Source organism: Methylobacterium sp. E-065, assembly GCF_022829605.1.
In the GTDB taxonomy this organism is placed as follows: domain Bacteria; phylum Pseudomonadota; class Alphaproteobacteria; order Rhizobiales; family Beijerinckiaceae; genus Methylobacterium.
In genome coordinates this window covers 68,702-89,279 of sequence record NZ_JAKSYD010000253.1, presented here as the reverse complement: position 1 = coordinate 89,279, position 20,578 = coordinate 68,702, and the positions used below count along the sequence as shown (strand labels likewise).

The window sequence follows — 20,578 nt, the reverse complement described above, 5'->3', positions numbered from 1 at the left end:
TCAGCGGCGGCCGTTGCCGATCCGCACGTAGGTCCGAACCTCGCCGAGATCCGTGTCGGCGCGATTGTCGATCGCGAGGCGACCCGCGACGAGCGGCCTCGCCGCCGGAGCGTGCCCGGCGCGCAGATCCATCCCGGCGGTCACCCGGCCGGAGATGCGCACGCAGCTGTCGCTGCCCGGCAGGCGCACGAAACCCTGCCCCTTCGACGGACAAGGCACTGGCCCAGGCGCCACAGGCGCCTTTGGCAACTCGGCGGCGTAAGCGGGGGAGCTCAGGAAGATGGCTGCCAGGAGCAAAGCCGGCAGCAGTTTTTCCGGCATCTCAGGCGGCCTGTCGCGTCAACTGCCGGTGCAGCGAATCGATATAGTTTTCAACCTGCGCGATGAACGCATCGCGATCCGGCTCGACGGTGCGCAGCCGTGCAAGATCACGCAGGAGGATGTCGAGGGCGATACCGCGTTCGTCCAGACGGGCGTAGCCAGCGGCGTACAGATCAATCGCCTGCTCCATGAGGACGATGGCGCCGACATCCGGCGTGGGACCAAGCCGGCGGAGACGCTCGACAGGTTCGGACAACGACATGCGAACCTCTCCTCACATCGGTAGCGACACGAAGACGTATCCGCAACCCATGGTTCACTGCGGGAAAGCGGCAAGACTATGATCGCGGCGGCCGATCGAGATCGGCTTCACCAAAGAGGTGCGCGACGGCACATCGACCGCCGGACTTCCTCAGCTGATGTAATTGACGAGCGAGAGCTTCGAGAGCGTGGCGGTGATCTGGTAGCTCGCCTGAAGCCGGTTCTGGACGTCGAGGAGCTTGGCTACGACTTCCTCGGTCGGGGCCTGCTCGATCCCATCGATGGTATTCTGGACGGTGTTCTGGGTGGCTGCGTTGGTCGTGCCGGCATTGGTCAGGCGCGCGGACGCGAGAGAGAGCTGGGTAACGGTGTCCTGAACGCTGGGGCTCGTATACGCGGAGGTGAGGAGCTGTCCGGCCCGATCGACCACGGCCTGATAGGCCGTGTTGACGTCGCCGCTGGTCGTGGCCGGGAGGGCGTACGCCATCGTGGCGAGGCCGGTCAGCACCTTCTGGATTGAGGCATCGTTGGCCCGCGCGCCGGTGCCGACGCTGGCACTCGCGCTGATCTGGACCGATTGCGTGTCGATCGCCGGGGTGCCGGAATCCTCGCCCTGATACCAGAGGACGGTGCTGTCCTTGGTTCCAGCGACGTAGCTCGGCGTGCCGCTTGGGTCGGCGATGCGCGGGGGATAGACAGGCTTGTTGGCCGAGCCTGTGAAGAAGTTCTGCGCGGCGGTTGCCGTCGAGCTGGCCGCCAGGGTGGTTCCGGCAGCGCCCTTCAGGGCGTTCTGCAAGGCCCCGTTGAGGTTGTCGGCGGTAGCGGCTGGGCTTGCACCAATCGAGAAGGTCGCCCCCGTTCCCGTAGACGACGTTTCCGTGGTCCCGCCGACTGCGGTGAGCGTCAGCGTCGTCGAGGTACCGTCGTGCATCTGCAGCGTAACCGTGACGCTGTCGCCGACAGCCGGCTGACCGGTGACGTTGAAGCTCACCGAACCTGGCGTGCCGGTTGTTCCGGTGACGGGGGCCGCGCTGATCGCGGTCGTCGACGACGAGGCATTGCCCAGCGTGAAGCCGAAGGTCCCGCGGGTCGCGTCATTCGGCTCCGAGATCACCACCGGGTTGTTTCCGGCGGAAGAAACCGTTAGCCGACCCATCCCCGATCCGAGATCCGCCGCCACTTGGTCGGCAATGTATCCCTGCAGACCGAGCTTCTTGCTCCCGTCGTTGTTGATCGATCCGTTCAGGATCGTGGTGCCATCCACCACTGGCTGCGTGGTCGCATTGCCGCCGCCGAACAGGTAGTTGCCCGCCGCCGACTGGTTGAGCGTGTCGAGGGCGGTCTGCAGGCCCGACAGTGCAGTCGCGCGACCCGCGACACTGGTGGCCGCGGCGCTCTGGAGGCCGTTGTTGAGGGCGTTCCGGGCGCTCGTCCCGATCGTTGCGACCTGCGTCAGGCTGGTGACCGCGAGGTTCGTGCGCGTCTGGGCGATACCGATACCAGCAGCGTAGCCGGTGAGCGCGCTCAGCGTGGCCTGGGCGGAGAGCGCCGTCGACCGCCCGGAGCCGAGGCCACCATAGGTCGTCGCCACCTTTCCGCTGGAGACCTGATTCGACAGGTCGTTCAGCTGGTTCTTCAGCGCCGTGAGGTGCGAGGCGTTGCGGGCCGTGATGTAGGAGCCGGCCGCGAAGGGCGTGATCGTCGTCATGATCAGATCTGCAGCAGCTGGTTGAGCATGTCGCGGGCTGCGGAGAGCACGCGGGCGTTGGCACCGTAGGCGGTCTGCAGAGCGATCAGGTTCGACATCTCTTGGTCGATGTTGACCCCCGCCGCGGAGGAGAACCGGGCCTGCGCGGTGGAAAGCGCGGTCTGCTGTGTCGCGTCGATCGCATTCGCGTTCGCGGAGGCCGCGCCTTGCGTCGCGATGATGTCCTGCGCGAAGCCCGCCACGGTGGCGGTGTAGGGCGCCGAGACCCCGCCGATCCCGCTCGCCGACGAGAAGGTCATCGCCGTGGAGGTCAGGGCCGAGAACAGGAGCTGTGCGCGTTTACCGGTCGCGGTCGGGTCCGTGGCGCTCGTCGCCGTCAGGAACGCCGTGTTGGCGGAGATATTCTTGTTGATGGTGAGGCGTTGGGCCAGACCCGCGAGCTTCGATCCGCCGTCGAGCGAGCCCGTGTAGAGGCTGTTGCCCGCGCCGTCGACGAACAGCGCGATCTGCGGATAGCCCGATGCGGGATCCGCCGAGGTCGGGACGGTGATGCTCGCCGTCCCGGTGACCTGCGGGGAGGCGGCCGAACTCGTGATGGTGATCGCCGCGCCGATGCCGGACGCCGACAGGGTTGAATCGAGGGAATTCAGCGCCGCGCTGACCTGGTTCGGATCCACCGGGATCCGGATCTTCGCCACGAGGGCGTTGGCGTCTGCGGTCTGGCTCGCCGTGATCGGCGAGGCATCGTTGGACGCGACCAGGATGATGTTCCGGCCCGTGCTGTTCGCGTTGGCGGGGATGATCAGGGTGTTGCCGGCCTGGAGGCCGGTCAGATCGATCGCAGCGGAATTGCCAGCCCCCTGGGTCGCCGTCACCTGCTTGTTGGTGAGCGCGGTGGCGAGCCCGGCCGCAAGATCGTCGAGCTGGCGCTGAGCCTGCGGCAGCGTCTGGTCGCGCAATTCGAATTCGGCCGCGAGGCTGCCGGAGCGCAGCACATTCGGTGCGCCGAGATCGATGATGCCGCCGCCCGGCAGCGTGGCGGTGATGGTCCCGACCGAACGCTGGTTCGGATCGGTCGCATAGGTTGACGTGGCGTTCAGGGTGCCGCGCCCGTCGAAGCTCAGGGAAGCCGCGGATCCCCGGTCGACCAGCGTCACGCCGGACTGGGTGATGACCGAGATCGTCCCGTCGCGCTGCGGGGTGGTCTTGACGTCCATGTAGCTCGACAGGCTCGTGACCGCCTGATCGCGCTGGTCCTGCAGATCGGCGATCGAGGCGCCGTCGGAGGTGTTCTGGATCTTGGTGTTCAGGTTCGCGATGCTGGTCAACAGCGCGCCCGCCGCGTTCGTATCGGAGCCGAGTTGCGCCTCGATCCCGCTGCGCAGGGACTGCACCGTACCGGCGGCACTGTTGATCTGGCTGGCCAGCGCCGAGGCATTGCCGAGGACCGTCGTGCGCGCCGCCGCGGAGGTTGGGCTTGCGGCCAGCTCCTGCAACGACTCGGTGAAGGTGTTCAGCGTGCCGTCGAGCGACGCCGCGGTGCCCGGTGTGCCGTACAGGGCATCGAGCTGCGTGGTGATTCCGCCCTTGGTGCTGGTGTAGGCAGCCCCCGACGTCTCGAGCCGCAGCTGGTTGAGCGCCGCAGCGTCGAAGCTGCGCGTGATCTGCCCGGCCGCGACCCCGGAATTGTTGGGGCCGGTGGAGACCGTCGAGAGCGTCCGCTTGACGTAGCCCGCGGTCCCTGCGTTGGCGACGTTCTGCGAGACGACGTTGATCGCCGCCTGTGTGGCGGCCAGCCCCGCGGTGGCGGTCGAAAGCGCATTCAGCGACATCTCACACCCTCCGCGGCCCGGCGCTCATCACTCAGCGGATCACGTTGAGCAGATCAGACATCATCGTCTGAGCCGTCGACATGACCCGCGTGTTCGCAGAATAGGCCTGCTGGGTTACGATCATCTTAGAGAATTCGGTCGCAATGTCGGTGTTGGATTGCTCGATGCTCGCCCCTGAAATCGTGCTGCCGTTGAGCCCGGTAAGCGGCGGACCGGAATCGACCGTCTGGAGATAGTTGCCGCTCGTGTCGCCCTTCAGGCCGTCCGGATTGGCGAACTGAGCGATGCCCACCGTGGCAATCGCCGCCACCGACCCGTTGGAAAACGTGCCGTTGACCTTGCCGTCGCTGCCGACATCGACGCTCGTCAAGGTGCCGGCGGAATTGCCGTCCTGGGTCAGCTTGTTCGTCGTGACGGCGCCGCTCGTATCCGAGTACTGCGTCAGGCCGCCGGTTCCGATGTTCATGCTGACGCTTGGAAACGTGTAATCGCCGATGGTGATTGCGCCGAGGGGAACAGGATTGGCGGTCGGCCCCAGCATCTTGCCGGTGGAGTCGAACGTGAAATCCTGCCCGACATTCTGCCAAGCGCTCGCGGTTGCTGAGACTGTCGGGTCGGACGCGTAGAAGAGATTCCACGTCGCCGGGGTGTTGCTGGCTGGGTCGGCATCCTTCATCTTCGCCCAGCGCGTGCTCAAGGTCAGTGGCGCGCCGGTCGCCGTGTAGGCCGTGACCGAGGGGCCGGAGATGCTCTTGCTGACGAAATCCGGAGCATTCGCCGCAGTGACCGAGGCGCCCGCCGCGCCATTGAAGGTGTCGTCCTTCGTGGCGGCGTAATTGGCGGTCGCGGGCGTCGCCGGCAGGTTGGCGGCGTAAGTGATCGTGGTCGTCGCCTGAGCCGGAAGCGAAACGCTGCTGAGCTGGACGGGGCCGGTGCTGACCACCTGGCCGGTCTTCGGGTCGAGATTCGTGCCGGTGAGGTATCCGCCGGCGCCGTTGACCAGATAACCGTCCTTGTCCTGCGAGAAGTCGCCCCGGCGGGTGTACATGGTCGTGCCGCCCAGCGTCGAAGCTCCGTTCGCATCGCCGGTCTTCTGCACCACCGTGAAGAAACCCGTGCCGCTGATGGCCATGTTGGTCGGCACGGTGGTCGCGATGATGTTGCCGGCCAGCGTGTTGGTGAGTTGCGACTGCGCCAGGACGGAACCGGAGGTTTCACGCTTCGGCGTCGATTCGTTCATCAGGTCGACGAAGCTGGTGTCGACGCGCTTGAACCCGGTCGTCTGCGAGTTCGCAATGTTCCCGGAGATGTTGCTGATGGCGTAGGATTGCGCCTGCAATCCGGAGACCGAGGTCTGCAGGGCTGAGAAAAGATCCATGGCGAGCGATCCCGATGCGCGCCGGCACGGCCCGCAGCCCCAAATGGCCGCAACCGCTGTGCCAGGGCTAAGCCCTTGAAAACACTGAGTCTGCTTCGGAGCGACCCGGCAGCCTTGGCAGCTTGGATGGCTGGAGCCGGCAAAACCTGCCCAGCAGGCCCGTGATGGCCGGCAGCCCTCGTTTACGACGCGTTATCCGGACCCATGCGAGACTCGCCTTCGGCCAGAATCGGGTGCGGCGCGTCCTACCGGGAAGCGTCGAACCGCTGGGGATTTCAGGTCTCGGGATCATGCGGGCGAAACGGACGAGCCTCGTCCACATCATCTACTTCTCGCGCCTGAACCTGTCGTCGGACGCGGCGAAGCGGTCGGAGCAGATCGGCGATATCGGCCGCATCGCCCAGAAGAAGAACGAGTTCGCGGTCATCACGAGTTTCCTCGTGATCGAGGGCAACTTCGCCTGCCAGGTGATCGAGGGCGAGCGCTCGTCCGTCCACGAGACCTTCGACCGGGTCAGCGCCGACAGCCGCCATCGGGACGTGCAGATCAGCGAATGGCGCGAGATCGCCAAGCGCGAATTCGTCCACTCCTTCAAGAGCGCGCAGCGCACGCCCGGGAACGAGACGCTGTTCGCCAAGGCCAACCTGCTGCCGATGCTCCAGCGCGGCACACCGAAGGCCTCGGCGATCCACGGGCTGTGCCTGTCTCTGCAATCCGACACGATGTCCCGCCAGGGCATCGATCATCTCTTCGTCTGAGCCGCGCGATGTCCGAGAGCGATACGCCCCCGATCCTCATCGTCGATGATCAGGAGAAACTTCTCCGGCTGATCATCATGCTGATGACCCGGATCGGTTTCCCGGACGTCGAGGGCGTCACCAGTGCGCCCGAGGCCCTGGAGCGCCTGCGCCAGCGCCGCTACGCCCTGGTGATCTCAGACCTCGACATGGAGCCGATGGACGGGCTCAGCCTGCTGCGCGAGATCCGCGCCGACGATGCGCTGATGAACACGCCGTTCATGCTGACCGAATCGTCCTTCGACTTCGAGGATATCAACCTCGCTCACCAAGCGGGTGCCGACGCCTTCATCCTCAAGCCGTTCGACATGGCGGTGCTGAAGACGAAGCTGAAGCAGGTGCTCAACCGCAAGCCGCGCAAGCGAGAGGCGCCGATGGCGGCGGAATCGAGTTTGAGTGTGGAATTTCCGATGCTCGGGAAGTTTTAGGACCAGACCCCTTCCCTCCCCCGCAGAGGGGGAGGGAGGGCACGGTTCTGCCCACCCCTCCGCCTCACGCCGCCCGCTTCTGATAATCCTTCACATCAGTGAATCGCACCGCCGGGTAGCGCTCCTCCTCGTAGCGGAGCGAGAACGCCGTGGTCGCCATGAAGACCGGCGCCCCGTCGAGATCCTTCGCCATGGCCGAGCCGTGCGTGTCGATGAACTTGTCGAGTTCGACTTCCGAATCTGATTCGATCCACCGGCAGACCGAGAACCGCGAGGTCTCGTAATCCACCGGCAGGCCGTACTCGGCCTGGAGCCGCTCCTTCAGCACGTCGAGCTGGAGCGCGCCGACCACGCCGACGATCGCCTGGCTGCCGTCCTGCGGCACGAAGACCTGGACGACGCCCTCCTCGCCCATCTGCTGGAGCGCCTCGCGCAGCTTCTTGGCCTTCATGGCGTCGGTGAGCTTGATCCGGCGCAGGATTTCGGGGGCGAAACTCGGGACCCCGCGAAACACGATATCCTCGCCCTCGGTCAGCGTGTCGCCGATCCGGAGCGTGCCGTGGTTCGGGATCCCGACCACGTCGCCCGCATAGGCCTCGTCGGCGATGGCCCGGTCCTGGGCGAAGAAGAATTGCGGCGCCGAGAGCGAGATCGGCTTTCCGGTCCGCACCAGACGGGCCTTCATGCCCCGGTTGAGCTTACCCGAGCAGACCCGCATGAAAGCGATGCGGTCCCGATGGTTCGGGTCCATGTTCGCCTGGATCTTGAACACGAAGCCGGTCATGCGCGGCTCGGTCGGCTCCACGAGGCGCTTGTCGGCGTCCTGGCCCCGGGGCGGGGGCGCCACCTTGGCCAGCCCGTCGATCAGGTCGCGCACGCCGAAATTGCGCAGCGCCGAGCCGAAGAACACCGGCGTCAGGTGGCCCTCGCGGAACGCGTCGAGATCGAAGGGCTTGAGCCCGCCCTCGGCGAGTTCCACCTCCTCGCGCCACGTCGCCGCCGCGCCGTTCTCGGTGAGCAATTCGTCGAACAGCGGGTCGCCCGGCCCGGAGACCGTCACCATCCCGGCATCCTCGGCGGCGTCGAGCCGGCGCACGCGGTTGCCGCCGAGCTCGTAGGTCCCGGAGAAGTTGCGGCCGGTGCCGATCGGCCACGTCACCGGGGCGACGTCAAGCGCCAGCGTCTTCTCGATCTCGTCCAGCAGCTCGAACGGGTCGCGGGCCTCGCGGTCGAGCTTGTTGATGAAGGTGACGATCGGGATGTCGCGCAGGCGGCAGACCTCGAACAGTTTTCGCGTGCGCGCCTCGATGCCCTTTGCGGCGTCGATCACCATCACGGCCGAGTCGACGGCCGTCAGGGTCCGGTAGGTGTCCTCCGAGAAGTCTTCGTGGCCTGGCGTGTCGAGCAGGTTGAAGACGCAGTCGCCGTACTCGAAGGTCATCACCGAGGTGACCACCGAGATACCGCGCTCCTTCTCGATCCCCATCCAGTCGGAGCGGGTCGAGACCCGGTTGCGCTTGGCCTTCACCTCGCCGGCAAGCTGGATCGCCCCCCCGAACAGCAGCAGCTTCTCGGTCAGCGTCGTCTTGCCCGCGTCCGGGTGCGAGATGATCGCGAAGGTGCGCCGCCGCGCCACCGGATCGGCCGGCTTCGCCTCGGTCTTGGTCTGCATCAGCATGGAGCGAGCGCTCTGGATCGGCGGAACGTGAGGGTGCGCCTCGGGCGCGGTCTCGGGATCGTGTAGCGGCACGCCCCGATATTGGCAAAGACGCGGGGCTCATCGGGACGTCCCTTCAGGGACCGTACACGAGCCCGGCAACAGGCTCCGTAGGCTGGTTCACGACCCGCGAGGCTGCCTTGGTACGCGACGCACCACGCTGTCTCCTGATCGCCGCCCTGCTCGTGTCGTCCGCGGGGCCCGGGCCGCAGGCGGCCGGCTCGCCCGTTCCCTCGGCGGCGGCCGATGTCGCCTTCCTCGACGCGCTGACCTGGGGCGCCACGCCCTCCGCCTTCGCGCAGCTCGAGGCCGAGGGACGCGCGGGCTGGCTGCACGGACAGCTCCATCCGCCCGCAGAGACACGGTTGCCGCCGGAGGCGCAGGCCGCCGTGGACGCGCTGACGCCGCTGGGCAGCCTGTTCGAGCGGGCCCAGGCGCTCGACGCACAGGCGAAAGCCTTCAAGGACATCCAGGACCCCGAAGCCAAGAAGGCCGGGCAGCAGGCGTTCCAGGCCGCACTCAATACGGCGGCCCGGAACGCCGCCTCATCCTGGGTGCTGCGCGCCCTCTACAGCCCGGACCAGCTGCGCGAGCGGCTGACGTGGTTCTGGTTCAACCGGTTCAACGTGCACCAAGGCAAGGCGACGCTCCGCGCCGCCGTGGGCGACTATGTCGACACCGCGATCCGCCCACACGCGCTCGGGCACTTCCGCGACCTGCTGATGGCGAGCCTGCGCCACCCGGCGATGCTGCGCTACCTCGACAATGCCGACAACGCCGCCGGCCACATCAACGAGAACTACGCCCGGGAGATCATGGAGCTGCACACCATGGGTGTCGGCTCCGGCTACTCGCAGGGCGACGTCGAGGCGCTGGCGCGGATCCTGACGGGGGTCGGCATCGACCTGAAACCCGAGGATCCCAAAGTCCGGCCCGATCACGCCGCCGATTTCCGCCGCGACGGGCTGTTCGAGTTCAACCCGAACCGCCACGATTACGGCGACAAGATTTTCCTCGGCACGCGCATCCAGGGCCGCGGCTGGCCGGAGGTCGAGGAGGCGGTGACCCTCATCGTCCACCATCCCGCCACCGCCACGAACGTCTCCCGGTCGCTCGCCACCTACATCCTCGGGCAGGCACCGGACGACGGGCTGGTGGCCCGGCTCGCCGCGATCTTCACCCGGACGGACGGCGACATCGCGGCGGTCATGGAGGCGCTGGTGCGCGAGCCGGCCTTCACGGCCGAGCGCGCCGGCGCCTTCAAGGATCCGGTGCGCTACGTCTTCTCGGCCGTCCGCATGGCCTATGACCAGCGCGTGATCCTCAATCCCGGCCCGGTGCTCGGCTGGCTGAACCGGCTCGGCGAGGGCCTGTTCAACCGCTCGACGCCGGACGGCTACCCGCTCGATTCCGCTTCCTGGAGCGGGCCGGGACAGCTCGCGACCCGCTTCGAGATCGCCCGGCAGATCGGCTCCGGCTCGGCCGGGCTGTTCAAGCCGCCGACCCCTGATCAGCCGGAGCAGCCGGCCTTCCCGGTTCTCGCCAACGGGCTCTACTTCACGGCCCTGTCGGGCAGCCTCTCGGCCTCGACGCGGGCCGCGCTCGCGCAGGCGGTCTCACCCCAGGACTGGAACACCCTCTACCTCGCCTCGCCGGAGTTCATGCGATGAACCGTCGTGATCTGATCCGCGCCTCGGCGGCGCTCGGCCTGTCCACGGTGGCGGGGCGCGTCTGGGCGGCGCCGAAGGCCGATGCCCGCCTCCTCGTGGTGTTCCTGCGCGGCGCCTACGACGCCGCCAACGTGGTGATCCCCACCGGCAGCGATTTCTATTACCGGTCGCGGCCGAATCTCGCCATCGCCAAGCCCGACGCCGCCGATCCCAAGGCCGCCCTGGCGCTCGACGCCGACTGGAGCCTGCATCCGGCGCTCCGTGAAACAATCCTGCCCCTCTACGCCAAGGGACAGGCGGCCTTCGTGCCCTTCGCGGGCACCGACGACCTGACGCGCAGCCATTTCGAGACCCAGGACACGATCGAGATGGGCCAGACCATCGGGGCCGTGCGCGACTACAATTCCGGGTTCATGGCGCGGCTGGCTACGGAGCTGACCCGGGTCCGCCCGATCGCCTTCACCGATCAGATGCCCCTGATCTTCCGGGGCGGCGAGACGGTGCCGAACATCGCCATCAACGGCGTCGGCAAGCCTGGCATCGACGATCGGCAGGCGAAGCTCATCGCCGCCATGTACAGCGGGACCAAGCTCGCCGGAGCCGTCAGCGAGGGCTTTCGCGTGCGCGACGAGGTCTACCGCTCGATCTCCGACCATGCGGCGCAGGCCGACCGCGGCGCGGTCTCGCCGAAGGGGTTCGAGCTGTCGGCCCGGCGCATCGGCCGGCTGATGCGCGACTCGTTCAACCTCGGCTTCGTGGATGTCGGCGGCTGGGACACGCACGTGAATCAGGGCGCCGGGACCGGCTACCTCGCCGATCGGCTGGGCGAGCTGGGGCGGGGCTTGTCCGGCTTCGTCGAGGAGATCGGGCCTGGCTGGTCCGATACCGTGGTGGTGGTCCTATCGGAGTTCGGCCGCACCTTCCGGGAGAACGGCAACCGTGGCACCGACCATGGCCACGGCAGTGCCTACTGGATCCTCGGCGGCGGCGTCCGGGGTGGTCGGATCGCGGGGCCGCAGGCGCGCGCCGACGAGGCCAACCTGTTCCAGAACCGGGACTATCCGGTGCTGACCAACTATCGCGGCCTGCTCGGCGGCCTGTTCCGACGTCTCTACGGCCTCGATCAGGCGAGCCTGCGCCGGATCTTTCCGAGCGCGGACCCGGCGGATCTGGCGCTGCTTTAAGTAGACTTGTGCTGGCGTTCCAACGGCACATGTCAGTCTTCCACCGACAGAGTAGCCAAGCGCAACCGGCCCCCTCTCCCGAGCGGGAGAGGGAACCCGCGCCTCATTCGGCGCCGGTGGCGTCACCGTCGTGGAACGTGAACTCGCTCACACGTCGTCCGAGCAGATCTTTGTGTAGCCACAGGTTTTCGCCGCAGAACCGGGTGCCCTTTTTGCGAGACCTGCTGCAGCGGCCTGGCCTCAGGCCGCTGCAGCCGTCAGCGCACGCAGATCTGCAACCAGCGCGTCCACCCGCTCAGGCTGCGCGTCCCAGGCGAACATGAACCGCGCCCCGCCGCCGATGAACGTGTAGAACCGCCAGCCCCGGGTGCGCAGGCCCTCCATGGTGGCAGGCGGCAGCGTGAGGAACACCGCGTTGGCCTCCACGGGAAACAGCGCCCGCACCCCCGGCAGACCGGCGACCGCCTCGGAGAAGCGCTGGGCGCAGGCATTGCCGTGGGCCGCGTTCCGCAGCCACGCGCCGCTCTCCAGCATCCCGACCCAGGGGGCGGCGAGGAAGCGCATCTTGGAGGCGAGCTGGCCGGCCTGCTTGCAGCGGTAGCCGAAATCCTCGGCGAGCTTGGGATCGAAGAACACCACCGCCTCGCCGGCATGCATACCATTCTTGGTGCCGCCGAAGCACAGGACGTCGATGCCCGACCGCCACGTCATATCGGCGGGGCTGCAACCGAGGCGCGCGCAGGCATTGGCGAAGCGCGAACCGTCCATATGCAGGGCAAGCCCCAGCTCCCGGCAGGTGGCAGACAGCGCCCGCAACTCGGCCAGGGTGTAGACCTGCCCGGTCTCGGTGGGCTGGGTGATCGTCACCACCCGGGGCCGGGGGAAGTGGATGTCGCTGCGGTTGGTGGCGAGGCCGCGGATTGCCTCCGGGGTGAGCTTGCCACCCTCGGTCTGGACGGTGAGCAGCTTCGAGCCGTTGGAGAAGAATTCCGGCGCGCCGCACTCGTCGGTTTCGACATGGGCCGAATCGGCGCAGATGACGCTGTGGTAGGATTGGCAGAGCGCGGCAAGCGCGAGGGCGTTGGCGGCCGTGCCGTTGAACGCGAAGAACACCTCGCATTCGGTCTCGAACAGGTGGCGGAAGGCGTCGGCGGCCCTGGCGGTCCAGGCATCCTCGCCATAGGCCGGCGCGTGGCCGCGATTGGCCGCCTCCATGGCCGCCCAGGCCTCAGGGCAGATGCCGGAATAGTTGTCGCTGGCGAATTGCTGCGAGTCGTCCTGTCTCATCCCGGCAACCTAGCACGGCGGTCGCGCAGATCGATCGTGCGAACAGGTTGGAACTGGTGCGCGGTTGGTGTAATAGCCCCGTCAAGGCGTGGGCTCCACGCCGATTCGGAAACCGACGTTCCCGTCCCTCCCGGGTCCATCCCGGCCGAGGGACGTTGTCGGTTTCCAGATCGGCGGCGGGCTGCGCGAGCCCCAAATCCAGGTCCAGAGGATCAAGTCCGTTGCAGGTACTCGTTCGCGACAACAACGTCGATCAGGCGCTCCGCGTCCTCAAGAAGAAGATGCAGCGCGAGGGCATCTTCCGCGAGATGAAGCAGCGCAAGGCTTATGAGAAGCCCTCCGTGCGTAAGGCACGTGAGAAGGCCGAAGCCGTCCGCCGCGCCCGCAAGCAGGCCCGCAAGACCGCGATCCGCGAGGGCCTGATCGCCGCGCCGAAGCCGAAGCCCCGTTTCCCCGCCGGCAGCCGTCGCCCCGGCTTCCCGTCGCCGTCGGCCACCCAGGGCCAGGGCGGCAACGCCTCGGGTCAGGTTCCGGTGACCCCGGCTCCCGCCGCCTGAACGACGACACCGCGACCAGAGAAAACCCGGCCCGCGCGAGCGGCCGGGTTTTTTCGTTTGGGTCGGCGCGATAGCGTTAGGGATGGCGGTTCGGCTCAGCGACGCGCCCGGCCTCCTTTGCGGGCCGAGACCGGCACGGGTTTCAAGCCTCGGCTGGCTCGACCATCGCGAGAATGAGACGCTTGTCCCCTATCCCGCGCCGGAGAGGTCTGCTTTCGCAGAAAGCTGGGTGAGGGATGAGAACGTTCAGAACGCGGAACCGCCTGAACGCGCTGCGCCAGGGTGCTTTATTCTGATTGTTCTGGACCCTCACCCCAACCCTCTCCCGCACGGGAGAGGGGGCGCGTCGGCGCTATGTCATCATCCGCATGCCGAACCCGTGTAGCCTTCAGCTCTGCAGAAGCAGGAAAAAAGGCCGACTGCGCCTCGCCCGCTCAAGCCGCCTTTGCAGCCATCGTTGCGTGCTCGGCCTGGACCAGCACGTCGAGCGCCCGCCAGGGCTTCTGCATGTAGACCGCCTGATCGGGCAGGCGCGCATCGCGGCTCGCGCCGGAGGTCACGACCACCCGAACGTCCGGCCAGCGGCGGCCCACCGCCTGCGCCAGGGAGACACCGTCCATCGCGCCCGGGAGGCGCACGTCGGCGAAGAGCAGCGCCACCGTGACGTCCGTGCGCTCCAGCACCGAGAGCGCGGCCTCGGCGCTCTCGCAGGCGATCACCCCGAGATCAGTCTCTTCCAGAACCGCGGTGGCAAGGTCGCGGACCGCCGCGTCGTCTTCCACGACGAGGGCCACCGGGTTGGAACACTCGGGCTGTGCGCGATCCATTGATGTCTCCTGAGCTGGGTGCGATGCCCCACACCGGGGTTACGGCCTGCGAATGAGGCTTCTGATTCCCCGATTCGGCCATGCTGACCTGTCAACAGCCGGCTCACAAGAGTCGGCGCCATCCGGGGTGGCATGCCCGCCCTGCGATCAGTCCGCTGCACATTCGTGCGATGCGCCCGAATTTGGCGCATTGGCTGTGCGGTTAAGAAACTGTTCACCCGTGTGGACCGACTGTTAACATCCTGTGACGGAACGTCCCCACCCCGCGGCGAAGTTCCATCGGGTTCGCGTGGGCCAGAGCTGAAGGATCGTTGTCCGACATGTGCCGTTTCCTCGCCTACAGCGGTGAGCCGGTCTTCCTCTCCGACCTCGTCTGCGCGCCGACCCACTCGCTGGTGCACCAGTCGCTGCATGCCGATGAGGGGAAAACCGAGACCAACGGCGATGGGTTCGGTATCGGGTGGTATGCGGAGCGGCCGGAGCCCGGCGTCTATCGCGACATCTCGCCGGCGTGGTCGGACGAGAACTTGGTGAATCTCTGCGGGCAGGTGCGGGCGCGGACCTTCTTCGCCCATGTCCGGGCCTCGACCGGCACTGCGACCGTCCGGGCCAATTGCCATCCGTTCGTCCACGGCCGGCACCTGTTCATGCATAACGGTCAGATCGGCGGCTATCACCGGATCAAGCGCCGGCTCGAAGCCATGATCCCCGATGCGCTCTACGACAATCGCCGCGGCAGCACCGATTCCGAGGCGATTTTCCTGCTGGCGCTCGCCAACGGGCTCGAGCAGGATGCCGTGGGCGCCATGGCACGGACCCTGACGATCATCCGCGGATTGATGGACGAGGCCGCAATCTGTGAGCCTGTCCGATTCACGGCGCTGCTCACCGACGGCGAGACGCTGACCGCCTTTCGCTGGGCCTGCGACGGCCGTCCGCCGAGTCTGTACTACCGCGAGGGGCCGGGTGGGATCGTGGTGGTGTCCGAGCCGATCGACGGCTGCCGCGAGGGCTGGCGCGTGGTGCCGAAGGGCGCAACGCTCCGCGCCCGCCACGGCAGCGCTACCCTCGTGGAGACGCCCGGGCTGGCCCGCGCCGCGGCCTGAGTGACAACCGGACCAGCCATGCCGCTGCGGGCATTGCCCGGGCGCGCCGAATGGCCACAATCCGCTGGCCGCCGATGCTGCGGCCATGCGGGATTTGATCGATGTATCCGGATACCGAGCTTCACATCGCCGGACGCTGGCGTGCGGGTGTCGAAGGCGAGACCCTAGCGGTCCTGAACCCGGCCACGGGTGAAACGATCGGCCGATGCGCGGTCGCCGGCATGGCGGATCTCGACGAGGCCCTGGCGGCGGCGGCCCGCGCCTTCCCCGTCTGGCGGAAGGTGGCGCCGTTCGAGCGGGCCAAGGTGATGCGCAAGGCCGCTGACCTGCTGCGCGCCCGGGTCGATGACATCGCCCACACCATGACCTTGGAGCAGGGCAAGCCGCTGGCTGAATCGCGGATCGAGACGCTTGCGGCGGCCGACATCATCGACTGGTTCGCCGAAGAGGGAAAGCGCGCCTACGGCCGCGTGATTCCCGGCCGCGCCGATGGCGTGCTCCAGGCCGTGATCCGAGAGCCGGTCGGCCCGGTGGCCTGCTTCACGCCGTGGAATTTCCCGATCAATCAGGCGGTGCGCAAGATATCCGCGGCGCTCTGTACGGGCTGCACGGTGATCCTGAAGGGGCCCGAGGATACGCCGGCGAGCTGCGCCGCCCTGGTGCGCGCCTTCCTGGATGCCGGCATCCCCGGGGATGCGCTCGCGCTGGTCTACGGCGACCCGGCCGCGATCTCGTCCTACCTGATCGCGCATCCGGTGATCCGGAAGATCTCGTTCACCGGCTCCACGGTAGTGGGCAAGAAGCTCGCGGCGCTGGCGGGCGAGCACATGAAGCGGGCCACCATGGAGCTTGGCGGCCACGCGCCAGCGATCGTGTTCGGCGATGCCGACGTGGACAAGGCGGTCTCGATCCTCGCCCCGGCCAAGTTCCGGAATGCCGGACAGGTCTGCGTCTCGCCGACTCGCTTCCTCGTGCACGATTCCGTGTTCGACCGCTTCGTGGAGGGCTTCACGACCTTCGCCAAGACCCTGAAGGTCGGCGATGGGCTCGATCCCGAGACCAAGATGGGCCCCCTGATCCACGGGCGGCGCCTCGATGATGTCACGGCGCTGACGGCGGACGCCGAGTCGGGCGGCGCCACCCTGCGCGCCGGCGGCAAGCGGATCGGAAACCGAGGCAACTTCTTCGAGCCGACCGTTCTCACCGAGGTCCCGCTCACCACCCGGATCATGAACGAGGAGCCGTTCGGCCCGCTCGCCATCATCAACCGGTTCTCGGACGACGAGGAGGCCCTGACCGAGGCGAACCGGCTGCCCTTCGGTCTGGCGGCCTACGCGTATACCCGCTCGGCCGAGCGGGCGGCCCGGGTGTCGAATAGGGTCGAGAGCGGCATGATCTCGATCAACCATCACGGCCTCGCCCTGCCCGAGACGCCGTTCGGCGGTGTCAAGGATTCCGGCTACGGCAGCGAGGGCGGTCCGGAGGCGCTCGACGCCTACCTCGTGATCAAGTTCGTCACCCAAGCGAATTTCTGACCGGCCACTCAGTAATGTGGGGGCGGCGGCTCGGGACCGCGTGGGGATACCCGGGCCGCTGCCTCCTCGACCTGCTCGCGCAGGCCCGCGATCAGGCGGGACAGGCGGTCGATCATACGCCACTGCTCGGTGACGGTGCGGTTCAGATCCTCGATCGTCGCCTCCTGTTCGGTGAGGCGCATTTCGAGACGGTCCATCCGGCTCGGCTCGTCCATCCCTGATCTCCTTCGGCCCGGCATCGGGCCGGCCGCGCGCGGATCGTTTTTGCGCACCTTGCGCCCGGCCCGCCGGAGGAGCCGAACGATCACGCGGATGCCCACCACGATCCCGGATCGCAAATCAGACCGCGCGGCACGCCACCTGATAGGCAGAGGTCCCGCGCGCACCTCTTCGACCCAAACGCACCGATCCGCCTTCATTCGGAACCCGTCAACGCTTTGAGGGCGTCCGGGCGTCCATACAATCACGCATCGGAAAACGCGCGGCCGTACCGCTTGGCGTGATCCGCTCGATCAGCCTGATTCCCTCACTCATCCGCTGGACGGACGCCATCTTCTTTCACTCGTAAGAAGCTGTTGGAGGCAGGGGTAATTCAGGATGAGGCGTGGGCGCCTTTTACGTCACCGCTACGCCTGCCCCGCCCATAAGTTCAGGCGATCCAAGGCAGGCTGAGAATTGCCGCAGTCAGGAAAACGCGCTTCGCATCAAGGTCGTTGGCGTCGGACTCAGACAGGTCGATCCGCTCGCTCAAGCACCTTGACCATGTCCTCTCCGCACTCCCTGGATTTCGACGCGGTGGATGTGCGCGGAGCGGGAGCCGTGACTACGCCGATCACAGCATGGCCCTCGACATACACGCCGGTCGTTTGACGGCAGGGCTTGGACGCTCCGCTGGCCCAAAATGTGTCTTGTCCGAGCCCGATCGGCGACTGGTCTGTCTACCACCAGACAAAACCGGCCCTTCGGATCGATGTTCGGATAAATTAGAGCATTTTAAACCGTCTTACCGTAAATAATTAGACAGATGGACTACATGGGTCGGGGCTAACGATGGCAATGTTCGGGTCGCGTTCGGAAATGCCGCTGGCTGCGCTCGACCGGACCATGGGCCGGGTCGAGTTCGATCTGGCCGGCCACGTCACGGACGCCAACGCGATCTTCCTCGATGTCATCGGCTACAGCCTCGCGGAGGTGCGCGGGCGCCACCACAGCCTGTTCGTGCCTGAAGCCGAGCGCACGGGCCCGAGTTATGCCGCGTTCTGGGATCGCCTGCGGGCCGGCCAGCCCGAGGTCCGTGAGTTCGCCCGCCTGACCAAGGACGGCCGCATCGTCTGGATCAAGGGGGCCTATACCCCGGTCCTCGACCGCAACGGAAAAACCGTCAAGGTCGTGAAGATCGCCACGGACGTCACGGCGGAGCGAGCGCGCAACGCCATGGACGCGGGCCAGATCGCAGCCATCAATCGCTCGCAGGCGGTGATCCATTTCGCCATCAACGGGACCATCACGGACGCCAACGCGAACTTCCTCGCCACCATGGGCTACACCCTCGATGAGGTTCGTGGCCGTCATCACCGGATGTTCATGCCCACCGCCGACGCGGCGAGCGCGGACTATCAAGCGTTCTGGGCCGCGCTGGCGGCGGGACAATATCAGGCGGGCGAGTTCCGCCGGATCGGCAAGGAGGGTCGGACCGTCTGGATCTTCGGCGCCTACAACCCGATCCTCGACGCGGACGGCAAGCCCTGCGCGGTGGTCAAGTTCGCCACCGACGTGACCCAGCAGGTCGAGGACCGGCATCGCCGGGCCGAGGGCCAGCGCGCCATCGACGGGGACATCGCGGCGATCCGGGATTCGATGAGCCGCGTCGTTCGGCAGGCCGACGAGACCGCCGAGGCGTCGAACCAGACCGCCCGCAACGTTCAGGCGGTCGCAGCCGGCTCGGAAGAGTTCTCCGCCTCCATCGAGGAGCTGAGCCGCCATGCCCTCGGGGCGAAAACCTCGGTCGACCAAGTGGTGATCCGTGCCGAGGAGGCGGGGGCGATCGTGGTCGGGCTGACCGGCGCCGCCGACCGGATCGGCGCCGCCGTGAACCTGATCCGCTCGATCGCCGATCAGACGAACCTCCTGGCCCTCAACGCCACGATCGAGGCCGCCCGCGCGGGCGCCGCCGGCAAGGGCTTCGCGGTCGTGGCCGCCGAGGTGAAGGCGCTCGCCGAGCAGACCGCCCGGGCGACCGGCGAGATCGGCAGCCAGATCGCGGCCGTCCAGGCGGAGACCGCCAAGGCCGTGTCGGCCATCGACGGGATCGGCGTGACCATCGAACAGTTGAGCGCGATCACGCTCAGCGTCTCGTCCGCCGTGACCGAGCAGGCGGCGGTGACCCGCGACTTGACCGAGAACATGCAGTCGGCCGCGCACAGCGTCGATACGGCGCGCGCCGCCATGGCCGACATCGCGGCCTCGGCCGCCCAGGTGGACCGCTCGGTGCGTCAGGTCTCCGAGGCGGCCCGCGCGCTGGCCTGAGCGGACGGCCTCGCCGGGCTCACGCGGCCTGGGCAGCGGCGCCCTCGGCGGCCACGGCCACCCGGTCGCGGCCACCATTCTTGGCGGTATAGAGCGCGGCATCCGCCCGCCGCATCAGCGCGTCGAACCCGATTCCGTCCCGGGTCTGGGCAATGCCGATGCTGACACTGACGCGCAGGTCCGGAAGCTCGGGCACGCGGAGGCCGGCAAAGGCCCGGCGCAGTTCCTCGGCCCGGGCCAGGGCCTCCGCGGCCGAAGCCTCCGGCAGGAAGCAAACGAACTCCTCGCCGCCCAGTCGCCCCAGCAGCGCATGCCGCGGCAGCAAGGACCCGGCCATGGCGCAGAACGCCACCAGGACTGCATCCCCGACCGCGTGGCCGTGGACGTCGTTGACGGCCTTGAACCGGTCGAGATCGAACAGGAGGAGCGCCCCGTCCTCGTCTGCGCCGAGCGCAGCCTCGGCGCCCTCCACGAAGGCGCGGCGGTTGCGCACGCCGGTGAGCGCGTCGGTGGAGGCGGCGATGCGCTGCTCCCGCTCGGCCCGCTCCTTCACGAGCGCCATGACGGTGAAGGCCGAGGCGATCGAGAACAGCATGGTCACGAAGCACAGGATCGCCACCCAGGGCGAAGCCAGCGGGTTCGGCCCGATCAGCGGCGGCGCGAGCAGCGTCGCGGGGATCCGCACGAAGTAGAAGGCCCCGTGCAGGGCCAGGACGGCACCGGCTGCGTACCGGGAGGCGAGCCGCTCCGAGCGGCCGCGCCAGAGCTCCACAGCCGCGGCACCGCAATAGAGGGTGGCGACCGCGGAGGCGTAGACGATGCGCAGCGCGATCGAGGCATAGAAAGCCGGGACGAGACATAGCGCGCACCAGACGAGCGCGCCCGCCAGGGCGAACCCCAGGCTCGGACGACGCTTCTCGAACGCGCGAACGCCGCACCAGATCAGACCGTAGGCGGCCAGCACCACGGCATTGGCCAACCCGATCGAGAGCAGATCCGGGATCTGGCCCCTCAAAGCGAGCCCGGCGCTTCCGGCCGCCCCGACGAGATGCGCCGCGCCCCAGAAGGCGAGCGACCGCTCTTCGGGCGCCTGTCGCCATGAGGTCAGGAACAGCGCGCCCACCAGCAAGGCGATCGCAGCACTGACGATCAGCAGGGTGGCGGGATCAAGGTGCACGGCCGACCATCGATCTCCTGCCTGGACGCGGCACATGATGCCGACCGGGCGCGACTGCACACGCGCGCCGACGAATCAGTATATACAGCTATCGTTAGAGATTCATCTACTTCAAAGCGCTATATCGGCGCTGAAATCCGCCGGACCGCGGTAACAGAACGGTTCTCTATTGAACAAAGACGCGGCTGCCGAGCCTCGCTCCTGCCGAGGCGCGGCGAGGTCGGCGATTCGTGGCCCGAGTGCGCGGCTCGGGAGTGCAGGCAGGTT

General features: G+C 67.6%; 18 protein-coding genes. 8 read left to right on the top strand and 10 right to left on the bottom strand.

Annotated elements, in window-relative coordinates; genetic code table 11:
- The 5 genes from MKK84_RS29030 to MKK84_RS29010 form a co-directional block, all read right to left on the bottom strand.
- Nucleotides 1-321, bottom strand: a complete 321-nt coding sequence (locus MKK84_RS29030; protein WP_243925580.1) for a porin — start codon at nucleotides 319-321, stop codon at nucleotides 1-3.
- Between the two features lies 1 nt (nucleotide 322).
- Complete coding sequence (locus MKK84_RS29025; protein ID WP_243925579.1) at nucleotides 323-583, bottom strand: hypothetical protein; 261 nt, start codon at nucleotides 581-583, stop codon at nucleotides 323-325.
- Nucleotides 584-733: 150 nt separating this feature from the next.
- The gene (locus MKK84_RS29020) at nucleotides 734-2,290 is read right to left on the bottom strand and encodes a flagellin (RefSeq protein WP_243925578.1); all 1,557 of its coding nucleotides are present in this window, start codon (nucleotides 2,288-2,290) and stop codon (nucleotides 734-736) included.
- 2 nt (nucleotides 2,291-2,292) lie between these two features.
- The gene (flgK, locus tag MKK84_RS29015) at nucleotides 2,293-4,122 is read right to left on the bottom strand and encodes a flagellar hook-associated protein FlgK (RefSeq protein WP_243925577.1); all 1,830 of its coding nucleotides are present in this window, start codon (nucleotides 4,120-4,122) and stop codon (nucleotides 2,293-2,295) included.
- A 31-nt stretch (nucleotides 4,123-4,153) separates the two neighbouring features.
- Nucleotides 4,154-5,500: a flagellar hook protein FlgE gene (locus MKK84_RS29010; protein ID WP_243925576.1), complete on the bottom strand. Its 1,347-nt coding sequence runs from the start codon at nucleotides 5,498-5,500 to the stop codon at nucleotides 4,154-4,156.
- 290 nt (nucleotides 5,501-5,790) lie between these two features.
- Here MKK84_RS29010 and MKK84_RS29005 point away from each other — a divergent pair, with 290 nt between their 5' ends.
- The gene (locus MKK84_RS29005) at nucleotides 5,791-6,258 is read left to right on the top strand and encodes a BLUF domain-containing protein (RefSeq protein WP_243925575.1); all 468 of its coding nucleotides are present in this window, start codon (nucleotides 5,791-5,793) and stop codon (nucleotides 6,256-6,258) included.
- Between the two features lie 8 nt (nucleotides 6,259-6,266).
- Nucleotides 6,267-6,725: a response regulator gene (locus MKK84_RS29000; protein WP_243925574.1), complete on the top strand. Its 459-nt coding sequence runs from the start codon at nucleotides 6,267-6,269 to the stop codon at nucleotides 6,723-6,725.
- Between the two features lie 64 nt (nucleotides 6,726-6,789).
- Here the strand turns inward: MKK84_RS29000 and MKK84_RS28995 are convergent, their stop codons facing one another.
- Nucleotides 6,790-8,403, bottom strand: a complete 1,614-nt coding sequence (locus MKK84_RS28995; protein ID WP_243925573.1) for a peptide chain release factor 3 — start codon at nucleotides 8,401-8,403, stop codon at nucleotides 6,790-6,792.
- A gap of 179 nt (nucleotides 8,404-8,582) precedes the next feature.
- On the opposite strand from MKK84_RS28995, the gene MKK84_RS28990 reads away from it, so the two are divergent.
- Together MKK84_RS28990 and MKK84_RS28985 are read left to right on the top strand one after the other, a co-directional pair.
- A complete protein-coding gene (locus tag MKK84_RS28990) occupies nucleotides 8,583-10,112 on the top strand; it encodes a DUF1800 domain-containing protein (protein WP_243925572.1) in 1,530 nt (509 codons plus the stop codon).
- Entirely contained in the window at nucleotides 10,109-11,296 is a 1,188-nt protein-coding gene (locus MKK84_RS28985; RefSeq protein WP_243925571.1) for a DUF1501 domain-containing protein, read from the top strand. The genes MKK84_RS28990 and MKK84_RS28985 overlap by 4 nt, the downstream gene beginning before the upstream one ends.
- A gap of 240 nt (nucleotides 11,297-11,536) precedes the next feature.
- On the opposite strand, the gene MKK84_RS28980 is transcribed toward MKK84_RS28985, so the two are convergent.
- Nucleotides 11,537-12,583, bottom strand: a complete 1,047-nt coding sequence (locus MKK84_RS28980; protein WP_243925570.1) for a threonine aldolase family protein — start codon at nucleotides 12,581-12,583, stop codon at nucleotides 11,537-11,539.
- A 221-nt stretch (nucleotides 12,584-12,804) separates the two neighbouring features.
- On the opposite strand from MKK84_RS28980, the gene rpsU reads away from it, so the two are divergent.
- Nucleotides 12,805-13,140 (top strand): 30S ribosomal protein S21, encoded by a 336-nt coding sequence (gene rpsU, locus MKK84_RS28975; RefSeq protein ID WP_243925569.1) that lies wholly within the window; start codon nucleotides 12,805-12,807, stop codon nucleotides 13,138-13,140.
- Between the two features lie 434 nt (nucleotides 13,141-13,574).
- On the opposite strand, the gene MKK84_RS28970 is transcribed toward rpsU, so the two are convergent.
- Complete coding sequence (locus tag MKK84_RS28970) at nucleotides 13,575-13,967, bottom strand: response regulator (RefSeq protein WP_243925568.1); 393 nt, start codon at nucleotides 13,965-13,967, stop codon at nucleotides 13,575-13,577.
- 320 nt (nucleotides 13,968-14,287) lie between these two features.
- On the opposite strand from MKK84_RS28970, the gene MKK84_RS28965 reads away from it, so the two are divergent.
- Nucleotides 14,288-15,073 carry a class II glutamine amidotransferase gene (locus MKK84_RS28965; RefSeq protein ID WP_243925567.1) on the top strand — a complete coding sequence of 262 codons (786 nt, stop codon included), beginning with the start codon at nucleotides 14,288-14,290 and terminating at the stop codon, nucleotides 15,071-15,073.
- A 101-nt stretch (nucleotides 15,074-15,174) separates the two neighbouring features.
- Complete coding sequence (locus MKK84_RS28960) at nucleotides 15,175-16,608, top strand: NAD-dependent succinate-semialdehyde dehydrogenase (protein WP_243925566.1); 1,434 nt, start codon at nucleotides 15,175-15,177, stop codon at nucleotides 16,606-16,608.
- A gap of 8 nt (nucleotides 16,609-16,616) precedes the next feature.
- Here the strand turns inward: MKK84_RS28960 and MKK84_RS28955 are convergent, their stop codons facing one another.
- Nucleotides 16,617-16,823, bottom strand: coding sequence for a SlyX family protein (locus MKK84_RS28955; protein ID WP_243925565.1), 207 nt, complete (start codon nucleotides 16,821-16,823; stop codon nucleotides 16,617-16,619).
- Nucleotides 16,824-17,658: 835 nt separating this feature from the next.
- Here MKK84_RS28955 and MKK84_RS35580 point away from each other — a divergent pair.
- Entirely contained in the window at nucleotides 17,659-19,134 is a 1,476-nt protein-coding gene (locus MKK84_RS35580; RefSeq protein ID WP_279599765.1) for a PAS domain-containing methyl-accepting chemotaxis protein, read from the top strand.
- A 19-nt stretch (nucleotides 19,135-19,153) separates the two neighbouring features.
- On the opposite strand, the gene MKK84_RS28940 is transcribed toward MKK84_RS35580, so the two are convergent.
- Nucleotides 19,154-20,311, bottom strand: coding sequence for a sensor domain-containing diguanylate cyclase (locus MKK84_RS28940; protein WP_243925564.1), 1,158 nt, complete (start codon nucleotides 20,309-20,311; stop codon nucleotides 19,154-19,156).
- Nucleotides 20,312-20,578: the final 267 nt, after the last annotated feature.